Annotated in this window: 7 protein-coding genes; 4 read left to right on the top strand and 3 right to left on the bottom strand. The window is 64.3% G+C overall.

The window, feature by feature from the left end; translation table 11 throughout:
- Positions 1-9 precede the first annotated feature (9 nt).
- Genes VM221_02365 through VM221_02375 form a run of 3 tightly spaced genes read right to left on the bottom strand, consistent with a single transcriptional unit; the run spans position 10 to position 4,582 of the window.
- Complete coding sequence (locus tag VM221_02365) at positions 10-1,455, bottom strand: O-antigen ligase family protein (protein ID HUT73663.1); 1,446 nt, start codon at positions 1,453-1,455, stop codon at positions 10-12.
- A gap of 23 nt (positions 1,456-1,478) precedes the next feature.
- Entirely contained in the window at positions 1,479-3,062 is a 1,584-nt protein-coding gene (locus tag VM221_02370) for a hypothetical protein (protein ID HUT73664.1), read from the bottom strand.
- A gap of 14 nt (positions 3,063-3,076) precedes the next feature.
- Positions 3,077-4,582 carry an oligosaccharide flippase family protein gene (locus VM221_02375; protein HUT73665.1) on the bottom strand — a complete coding sequence of 502 codons (1,506 nt, stop codon included), beginning with the start codon at positions 4,580-4,582 and terminating at the stop codon, positions 3,077-3,079.
- A gap of 776 nt (positions 4,583-5,358) precedes the next feature.
- On the opposite strand from VM221_02375, the gene VM221_02380 reads away from it, so the two are divergent.
- From VM221_02380 to VM221_02395, 4 genes are all read left to right on the top strand, one after another.
- The gene (locus tag VM221_02380; GenBank protein HUT73666.1) at positions 5,359-6,360 is read left to right on the top strand and encodes a GHMP kinase; all 1,002 of its coding nucleotides are present in this window, start codon (positions 5,359-5,361) and stop codon (positions 6,358-6,360) included.
- A 46-nt stretch (positions 6,361-6,406) separates the two neighbouring features.
- Entirely contained in the window at positions 6,407-7,357 is a 951-nt protein-coding gene (locus tag VM221_02385; protein ID HUT73667.1) for a GDP-mannose 4,6-dehydratase, read from the top strand.
- Between the two features lie 169 nt (positions 7,358-7,526).
- Positions 7,527-8,261, top strand: a complete 735-nt coding sequence (locus VM221_02390; GenBank protein HUT73668.1) for a hypothetical protein — start codon at positions 7,527-7,529, stop codon at positions 8,259-8,261.
- 50 nt (positions 8,262-8,311) lie between these two features.
- Positions 8,312-9,376 (top strand): class 1 isoprenoid biosynthesis enzyme, encoded by a 1,065-nt coding sequence (locus VM221_02395; GenBank protein ID HUT73669.1) that lies wholly within the window; start codon positions 8,312-8,314, stop codon positions 9,374-9,376.
- Positions 9,377-9,910: the final 534 nt, after the last annotated feature.

Consider the following 9,910-nt stretch of genomic DNA (forward strand, 5'->3'; position numbering starts at 1 on the left):
GACCCATCCTCACGTCATGTCCCTCGCCAGGCGCGGCGTCGCGCCCGCGAAAGCGGCCTGCGGCACCGCCTGCTCGGCGTACCCGGCGTCCGCCAGCACGGCATGCTTGAGCGCCACCGCGATGCCGGCGATCAGGTAGAGGTGCGGATAATACAGGGTAGTCACGAAGAAACTGGTCGCCAGGAATCCGATCAGGCTCGCGTCCATGGCGTTAGCGATATTGCGATACCAGCGTCCGGCGTCACCGCCGACTTGCTCCGCTGCGCGCCGCGTCCGGCGGTTATCGCCGAAAACGAAGAACACGAGCAGAGAGTACACGAACAGCCCGAGCAGCCCCATCTCGGCGCCCGCTTGCAGTACGATGTTGTGCACGGTGAGCCAGTTCTGCTGCCCCGGCGGGCTGTAAGCTAAGGCGCGCGCGGTGCTGAAGTTACCGATGCCGACCCCGGTCAGCGGTCGGTTGGTCAGCATCTCCCGGGCGGCACGCCACGCCTCAATGCGGCCCAGCGCCGAGGGGTCTTGTTCGTAGTCGGCGATCGAGAGAACCTGCTGGTGATATGACGGAGGGGACAGATACCACCATCCCACCAGCAGCGAAGCGACGAGCGCGAAGCCGACCGCTTTGCGCGGGCTCTTCAACCACATCACGACCGCGAGAACCGCAAGCCCGACCGCGCCCGCCCTCGCTCCTGTGGCGACCAGGGATGCCACGAACAGCCCCGCGAGCAATAACGCGCCCACCCTCAGAATCCTTGACCGCTCTGCGAAGATGAAGAACACCGCGAAGGGCAATGCCACCGCAAGCGCCACGGCGAAGTCCACGCTGTTGCCAAGGAAGGAATCGGTGCCGGTGCCGAGCCGGATCAGAGTGGCACTCGAGCTGGCAAGCTTGTAGCCCGTGAGCTGGCTGAAACCGAGCCAGGCGTTGAGCAGCACCAGGCTCCACAGCAGGATGCGAACTCTGCGCCGGTCCGTGGCGAGGTTGACGATCAGGAAGAAAACCACGACCTGCTTGGCCAGATCGAGCAAAGTCTGAAATGCCTGGCCGCGCCAGTAAGCACCGAGCAGCGACAACGCGCCGACCGCGAGAATCGCAGCCATCACCGCGTGCTGCCGGTCGCGCACGACCGGCGCCTTGCGCAGCACCACCGTCCGCAGCGCCCACGCCAACGCCACCCAAAGGGTCAGCAGGCGCGGCAGATGCAGAGGCGCCAGCGCGGGAACGATCTGCTGGAGACGCAGAAACTCCAGAACCAGCACCGCGACCAGCCCCCAGAACGGCTCGCGCAGGACCAGGACGGCCACGGCCACGGCAATGACGCCGGCGATTATGGCCGCCGGCGGAACCACGAAAACGGCTACGGCAAGGGCGACACCGAGGCATATGACCGCCGCGATGTAGGCGCCTCGCCCGGCGAGCCAGGTTCGTTCAGGCTGTGCGTAAGATGTCAGCATGTTCCCGTTCTGCACACTTGACCTCAGGCCACCTCAGGTCGCTCCCGCGCCCTCCCCACCTCGTCGAAGCCTTCTGCGGCGGCAGCCGTGGCACCAGTGGCGGCAGAATCTTCGCGCCTGGCAGCCACCCGGAACAGGCGATATGGGTGTCGCTCGAAGGCGACCTCGCCGCAGGTAACAACAAACCCCGGCGGGAAGCTTCGGACATCCACCAGCAGCCAGTTCGCGCCCACGCGCGCCACGACGCTGTCCAGCGGCTCCTGTACCAGGGGGTAGAAGAACTCAAGCTGTGGAAGAGCCGCCGACGCGCCGTGGCGCAGCACGCGCTTCCCGGTGAAGTAGGCGACGCTGTTGGCGAGGCCGAACGGCACGCAGGCAACGCCGTCTTCGCTCTGCTCACGAAGGCAATCGAGGACTGACATTAGCGCCGGGTTCAGAGTCTCCGTAGCATGACGTTCTGCCCATCCATACCACCCGTAGAGTTCGCGCAGCGAGATTGCGAGCCCCAGGCCGGCAGCGACGTAAGCGGCAACCAGGGGCCATCCGTCGGACGCCGCGAACAGAGCGCCGCCCGAGATGGCCGCCACCGGTAGCGCCGCGCAGGTGAGATAACGATAGCCCTGCCCGAGGAACTTGAGGGCGCGAATGTGGGTGGTGACCAAGAAGGCGGCATACGCCGTCGCCGCCCAGATCACAAACGGCCGGCTTAACGGCGCGACGGCCCAGAACCGCCACGACGCATAGGCAAAGACCAGGACAAACGGAAGGTGCCTGACGAGAGAATATGCCTGGGCGGCGCTGCGACGCAGCAGGCCCTTTCTCGGTCGAGCGGCCTCCGCCTCTGGAGACAGCAGCTTCAGCGGGCGGTTGTCATCACGGCGATGCACGTTGCGAAACCAGAACCGGAGTTCCGCCAGGTGACCCCGCAGTATCGTGATGTAGCGCCCTCTCGTCATCAGCACCGTGATCGCCACCGCCGCCCCCAGGCCGGCGAGGACGGCCAGGTTTCCGGCGGCGGCGATGCCTGCGGCGACAAAGAGGAGCGCCTGGGTCCCCATACGATGCGTCATGAGCAGCAGCCCGGCGCAGACAACGGCGCCGGCGAATGCAACGATGGCTGCGGTGTGACTAGCCTGGGAAGCAATGATGGCCAGGCTCACCGCGCCTGCGAATAGCAAGGAACCAAGCGCTCGCGGTGTCAGTTGGAGGCTCTGGGCCATGACTAAGGGGCTGATAGCGTAGATGAAACCCGCCGTCACCGCGGCCGCTGCGTTGCGCCAGAGGTACCAGGCGATCGCCAGCGTCACCGCAGCCTGGGCCGCATCCGCCGCTGGCGATACCAGCCATTGCCAGGCTTGGGCAGCGTCTTTGGCGAACCGCGACAGCAGCCACGCCAGGCCTGGCGGGTAGTCGTAGACCCCGGTGGGCGTGAAGCACTCCAGACGGCGAGGCAGGCGTCCGGTCTCCCTTATGCAGTCCGCCACGTGCAAGTGAAACCACGTGTCCACGCCGCGGAATCGCCCTCCGCGGCACGCAGCTAGTCGAAGCGCGAAAGCCGTCGCCGCACTCAGCAGTGCGCCCACGACCAGCACAGTCGCACCAGTCATTCAGGCACACTCCCTCATGGCGCACTCTCGGACACACGCTTCACATGCCATACCCGTTGCCACAACGATACGGCCGCCGCCTGGCCGGCGCGCGTCGCCTTGAGCAGTTCGTCGTGGTGGTAGAAACCGAGCAGGTAGAGCAGCCCGGGGTAAAGGGCAAGCAGCCCCGCGCGCGCCGCCGTGGATGCGGCCACCGACTCGATGTGCAGCCACGTGCTTGCCCAGTAGATGAGGGCCGCCGCTGCCACCAGCTTCGCCAGGCGCGGGAACTCGTATGGAATCCGATAGAGGCGCTGCCCGAAAACATATGACATCGCCGCCAGCGCGGCAAACGACAACAGCGTCGCCACCGCGGCGCCCATCATCCCGTACTTCGGGATGAGCAACAGGTTGAGAAGCAAGTTGATCGCGGCAGCGCTGCCCACAGCGGCCGCGCGGAAGATGGTGCGCTTGCTGAGGTGAACGCCGGTCTCGAAGAACTGTGATGCCGCCAGGCACAGCAGCCCCACCAGCACTACCGGCACCACGGTGTGAGCGGCCAGGAACTTGGGCGTGGCGACGACCTTGATGGCGTCCTTGATCACCAGCGATACGCCTAGCGCGAACGCCGTGGCCACGAAGAAGAAGTAAGTGAACAACCGTGCGTATATCTGCGGCGCATCCTCCCGGCGCGCGATGGCGAACATCGCCGCCCCCCAGATCAACGCGAAGGGCTCCATCACCAGCACCGGCAGCATCATCGCAAATCGGTAGCCCAGCGCATAGAGCCCGACCTGGTTGAGGTCCGTCATTCGCTGCAGGAAGAACCGATCGGCGAAGTGGAGCACGAACATCGATAGACTGGCTGGCACCAGTGGCCCGCCATAGGCCGCCATCTCGTCGAACTTGGCTCGCGACAGGTTGAGGCCAACGCTCCGCAGCGCACCGCCAACCAGCCCCACCGATGACACGAACGCGACGATGAGCCCGCTCAGCAGCACCCCCAGCACGCTCATTCGCAAGACCACCACGAACACGATGTTGAGCGCGAGGCCCAGCACCAGCCGCCCCAGCGCCACGCCACCGTACAGTGCCGACCGCCGCAGCGCACGCAGGTAGGCCAGCGGCACGATCAAGGTGATGCCGAAGAAATTGGTGAGAATCATCACCGCGACCAGGCGCGCGTAACCGGGCTTGCCCAGAACCACGCGCGCCAGCCACGCCGTCTGGGTCAAGAGCAAGAGTGTCGCCCCCACGCCGAGCGTGAGGATTGCTATCAGCGCCGTACTCACTACCTCGCGCCGGTCGTCCTCACTGTCGTACTGGAAATAGAACCGCAGCACCGCGCCGCTGAAACCAATTGCCATGATGATGCTGATGACGTTGGAGGCGAGCTGAAGCAGCTCCAGCACCCCGTAGTCGCGCGGGGACAGGTAACGCGTGTACACCGGGATCATCAGGAAGCCGATCAGGCCGGTAGTCAGGCTGGCTGCGCCGTAGACCAAGGCGTGGCGGAACACGCTCCTGATCTCGCCATACATGGACGGCTGTTCTGCTATCGTCTCTGCATCAGCCATCGGGCATGGTGAAGGTGGAGGGCGCCGCAGCTATCCGCCGCCCGGAACCGCATCGGTTCGACCTGGCCCTCCGGCTGGGACCTGAGGCGCTATCTGCGCCTTACCGCAGGGCGGCGGCAGCCCACTGCTTCGGTATCTTTCGCGCCGCGGGCAGCAAGAACAGTGCCAGCCCTCAACTCGGGGCTCGCGAGCACGTGTGCTGCACCCAGACGGTCCCGGCGAAAGCGGCCGCCGCGCGCATCCCTGCCCCCGGCGGGTAAGAGTGCCCAACCTTCTGGCGCATCAACGCACGCTGCTCTCGTCCACCCCCGTTCTCTGGTAGCATGTTCGGAGCAAGAAATGTGCCAGGGTTAGCGTGTCGTGATAATGGGCGACCGCACCTGTCTCGGCAGACCGAGCGACCACCGCGTCGGCTGCGGCGCCCATTGAGCTTCGCGGAATGACTTTGCAGACTGAATCGCTGTTTTCAAGCGCAAAACCCCCCATAGTGCGCAGGTAGGGTGCGTTGCTTTGGGGGTCCGCGCCCCGCGCAGATTGGATGATCCGCACCGGCGCGGTTTTTCCGGCGCGGCTGCGCCTGCCTGAAGCACATCGCCGACCCGCATGTCGAGAAAGCGAACACGTTCGCGGCACAAGTCTGCTCTGCCGCGGCAGGAACGCGTTTGTCGCGGCGGGAATAGGGCAGGCGCTGTGTGCGCCGCGCCCGTGGCCAGCGCGCCGGCCTGAGACCTGCGAGCACCATGATCGTCAAAGCACAGGCGCCCAATAGGGTTCTCGACTTCGGGGGCTGGACCGACACCTGGTTCGCCGGCTCCGGCTGCGTGCTGAACTTCGCGGTCAGCCTCTACGCCCAGGTTATCGTCGCCACCCGCGCCCGCCCCGGGGTCAGCATCACCGCCCAGGATTTCGGCGAGATCATTGACATCGCCGCGCCGGGGGCCGAGCCCTACAACGGCAAGCACGACCTGCTCAAGGCGGCGGTCAACGTCATGGGCATAGACAAGCTCGACGCCTACGTCTATGCCGACGTGCCCGCCGGCTGCGGCACCGGCTCCTCGGCGGCGATCTCGGTCGCCCTCATCGGCGCCTTGAGCATGCTCACCGGCGAGTACCACCGGCCCGAGCAGGTGGCCCGCCTCGCGCACGAGCTGGAGACCAAGGAGCTGGGCATCCAGAGCGGGGTGCAGGATCAGATCGCGGCCGCGATGGGCGGCATCGGCTACCACACCATCGAGCCTTACCCGCGCGCGACCACCTCGCGGGTGCGGGTGACGCCGGAGATCGCGTGGGAGTTGGAGAGCCGCCTGGTGCTAGTCTATACCGGCGAGCGCCATCTCTCGGGCGCGGTGCATGAGAAGGTGATCGCCGACTACCAGGCGGGAAACCCGGCCACCCGCAAAGCCATGGAGACCCTCCAGACCACGCCCCAGCTCGCCGCCTCCGCGCTGTGGAAGGGCGACTTCGCCGCCTTCGCCGAGATCATGAACCTCAACAACGCCGCCCAGAAGGCGCTCCATTCCGAGATCACCACCCGCCACATCCAGCGTATCGAGGAGGTGGCGCGGTCGGCGGGCGCCATCGGCTTCAAGATCAACGGCGCGGGCGGGGGAGGCAGCGTGACCGTGCTGTGCGAGACCCGGCGGCGGCGCGAGGTCGAAGAAGCGATCAAGGGCGCCGGCTTTCAGTTGCTGCCGTGCCGCTTCGACTGGGAGGGCCTGCGCACCTGGGTCGCGCGCAAGTAGGTCGCGACGGACCTGAGCGCGGGCAGCCGATAACGGGAGCCTGACCATGAGATCGCTCATCACCGGCATCACCGGCTTCGTCGGCTCGCACCTCGCGGAGCACCTGCTGGCGCAGGGCGCCGAGGTCTTCGGCACCGCCCGCTGGCGCAGCGACACCGCCAACATTGACCACCTCGAGGGTCGCATCGGCCTCGTCGAGTGCGACATCCGCGACAGCGCCTCGGTCAAGCAGGTGCTGCTCGACGTGCGCCCCGACGAGATCTATCACCTCGCCGCCCAGAGCTTCGTCCCCACCTCGTGGCGCGCGCCCTCGGAGACGCTGGAGACCAACATCGTGGGCGAGGTGCACCTGCTGGAGGCGGTGCGAGGGCTAGACCCCAGCCCCCGCGTGCAGATCGCCGGCTCCTCCGAGGAGTACGGCATGGCCCGCGAGGACGAGCTGCCCATCCGCGAGACCAATCCGCTGCGGCCGCTGAGCCCGTACGCCGTCAGCAAGGTCGGCCAGGACCTGCTCGCCTACCAGTACGCCATGAGCTACGGCCTCCATCTGGTCCGCACGCGCGCCTTCAATCACACCGGCCCGCGGCGCGGTTCGGTGTTCGTCACCTCCAACTTCGCCAAACAGATCGCCGACATCGAGAAGGGTCGCCAGGAGCCGGTCATGCGCGTCGGCAACCTGGAGGCGCGGCGCGATTTCACCGATGTGCGCGACATCGTGCGCGGCTATGTGCTGGCGGTGCGCGAGGGCGAGCCGGGCGAGGTTTACAACCTGTGCTCGGGCGTCGCGCGCACCATCCGCGAGGTGCTCGATCTGCTGCTCAGCCGCTCCCAGGTGCAAGTGAAAGTCGAGCAGGAGCCCGCGCGCATGCGGCCCTCCGACGTGCCCGTGCTCCAGGGCGATTTCGGGAAGTTCCACGCTCGCACGGGGTGGAAGCCGCAGATCCCCTTCGAGCAGACCGTCGCCGACCTGCTCGACTACTGGCGCGGGCAGGCGTAGCGCGTCGCTGCGGACATCCAGAGGCCCCGTCTACCACTGGAGCGGAAAACGTGGGCGTCCCGAAAACGCTTGTGGGTAGCTCGACCATGTGGCACAGCCGCCCTCGGCTGTGTGCGGTCCGCATGAAGGGCAAGTAGAGCGGACTGTAGAAGCCAGACTGTGTTCCACTGTGTTTAACACGGCGGCTCTGGAACAATACGCCGCGAATACCATGGTCAATGTTAAGCTGGCTATTCGCATTGCAGCGTTCCCCCTCTCGGTGCTGGCGCTTTCACTGGCATTCATCGGTGTCTATCGCGCCCTGGGCTTGCCACCCTCTGACCAGCTAGTCCGCATGGCAGACTCGCTCATGGAGCGCTATGGCTACGCGATTGTATTCGTCGGCGCATTCCTAGAGGCCACGCCGGTAGTGAATGTCTACCTACCTGGGTCAACGGTTGTGATCCTTGCCGTGGCGTTCAGCCGTCGTGGGACCCTGAACGTGTTTGTGGTACTCGCTGTGGCAACCGCCGCCTTCCTGCTGGCATACGCGTTCGACTATGCGATAGGCCGTTTTGGGTGGCACGCTCTCATTCGTCGTTTGGGATTTGGATCGCCTCTTGACAGGGCGCGAGACTCGATCCTCCGCCGCGGGACAAAGTGGCTATGGTTGGGATACGTTCACCCCAATGTCGGAGCGCTGGCCGCGACGGCTTCCGGGATACTTCGCGTTCCGTTCGGCCGCTTTGCCCTGCTGTCCGCCGGTGCGGTAACATGCTGGGACGCGGCCTGGGGCGCAGCCGCATTCTTTGGCGCGGGGATTATCCTCCGGTTCCTGGACATGCGATGGCTAATCCCGTTTGTGATCGCATGGGTGATCTACGCTCTGGTTAGAGGAATGCGGAGAGGACGCGGCAAATACTAGGCCGGGTATATCTCCCCTGGGGAGAACAGACCACTGGATAGGTGATTACGATGCAGAGTGCTACATCAACCGCACTGTTGGACTTCCACCCGCACGTTGAGCGGCAGAGAGAATGGCTGTTCGAGGGCGTAAGTGATTTCCCAAGTGCATTGAAAGAAGTTGTGATAACCAACTACGGATCGCGGGTGGCCCGCGGTCACGGAAAGCCGCTCCTCGGTGAGTATGCGCCTTGGTTACTCGCGGATATGCTTCCTCTGAGCAACCGCCAGGTCGTTGCTGAAGTCGCATTGCCTTGGATGAACCTCTACGCGTACACGCTCTTTATTGACGATGTTCTCGACATCGACAAGAAGGCCGATGCAGTACCTCTCATGCTCGCCAGCCAACTTCTTCTGGAACGAGGGTTTACGCGCCTACATTCCCTCCTTCCTTCAGGCTGCAATGTCAGACTGCGGATCGACCAGTACTTTCTTGAAGCAGCGAATGCGGTTCTGATTGAGATGCAGGAGCACAGAGGTTTACTGAGAGGCTACAGCCCAGAAGAAGTCGACCGCTTGGGACGCAAGATCGCGTTCCTCAAGCTGTGCGCCGCGTGTTTGCTGGCGGCCGACGGGCACGGGGGGGAGGACCAGGCCGCGTTGCTCCTTCCGGTGGACGAATTGGCAACCGGCATGCAGCTGCTAGATGATATCGCGGACTGGGAGGAGGACTTAAAGGCGCACAGTTTCACTCCATTGCTTACGCAGACCCTATGCGATGTTGAGGCCAGATGGCCAGACTCCATCCGAAACCGAGGGAACTTCACCTCCGAGGAGGTTCTCGCGGCCATGGTAGTTACGGGGGCGCTAGAAAACCACATTGCCTTGGGCATTTCCTGGCTGGATAGGGTCGCGGCCACTCCCGGCCTCAGCCCTTCATCGCCTGCAGCTCATCTTCTCGGTGCGGTGATCGAGGAGCACAAGGCGGTACGCGACCAGGTGATAAGCGTAAGGTTGTCCTGCGAAGCCGTGCTCCAACAGGGCGGCGGCTTCGGCTCCCTTCTTCGGGATGAACCAGTGAGACGTCGGGTCGAAATGGTCTCGACCCAATTGCAGATCGTCGCGCAGAATTCATGAGTGTGCGCCGCGGGGTTCTCAAATGATGCGCATCCTTCGGTGGCTACTACGTATATGGCCATTTGTAAAAGCAATTCTCGTCTACCTAGCGGTAGCCTTGGGCCTGTACGTTTATTGGAAGAAGTATCACCGCTGGGAACCCGCACTACTCATTGTAGGCACTGTGGTTGCTACGCAGTTCGGGACCAGCGGCGCGCGCTTCGTGCTTTCCGAACTCCGGCTCCGCTGCTCCAGCTACAGGAATCTTAACGATGCGAGCGACCGGAAACTGAGTGGGGCTGTGATCGCGCGAGATATGCAGGTTGAAGTATCCCCATTCGGCGGTGCCTTGGATTCATTCCTGAATGAGGTCATCGCCGCCTGGGGACTGGTAGCTCTCATCCTTACGCAATGCTTATTGAATCTCGCGTAATAGGTTTGATTTCTTGGTGCAGCTATGATATGCTGTAGGCATGAAAGCGCACATTGGCGGCCGACGAAACTTTGCCGGTTTGGAGAAGCGCAGGTTGAAGGCGGCCCGGCTGTTTGCGAAGG

It is taken from the genome of Armatimonadota bacterium (assembly GCA_035527535.1).
Lineage (GTDB): Bacteria > Armatimonadota > Hebobacteria.

What these genes read in the sequence shown, in the direction of transcription:
- VM221_02365 (HUT73663.1), bottom strand. Translation starts at nt 1,455, where the DNA reads ATGCTGACATCTTACGCACAGCCTGAACGAACCTGGCTCGCCGGGCGA.
- VM221_02370 (HUT73664.1), bottom strand. Translation starts at nt 3,062, where the DNA reads ATGACTGGTGCGACTGTGCTGGTCGTGGGCGCACTGCTGAGTGCGGCG.
- VM221_02375 (HUT73665.1), bottom strand. Translation starts at nt 4,582, where the DNA reads ATGTATGGCGAGATCAGGAGCGTGTTCCGCCACGCCTTGGTCTACGGC.
- VM221_02380 (HUT73666.1), top strand. Translation starts at nt 5,359, where the DNA reads ATGATCGTCAAAGCACAGGCGCCCAATAGGGTTCTCGACTTCGGGGGC.
- VM221_02385 (HUT73667.1), top strand. Translation starts at nt 6,407, where the DNA reads ATGAGATCGCTCATCACCGGCATCACCGGCTTCGTCGGCTCGCACCTC.
- VM221_02395 (HUT73669.1), top strand. Translation starts at nt 8,312, where the DNA reads ATGCAGAGTGCTACATCAACCGCACTGTTGGACTTCCACCCGCACGTT.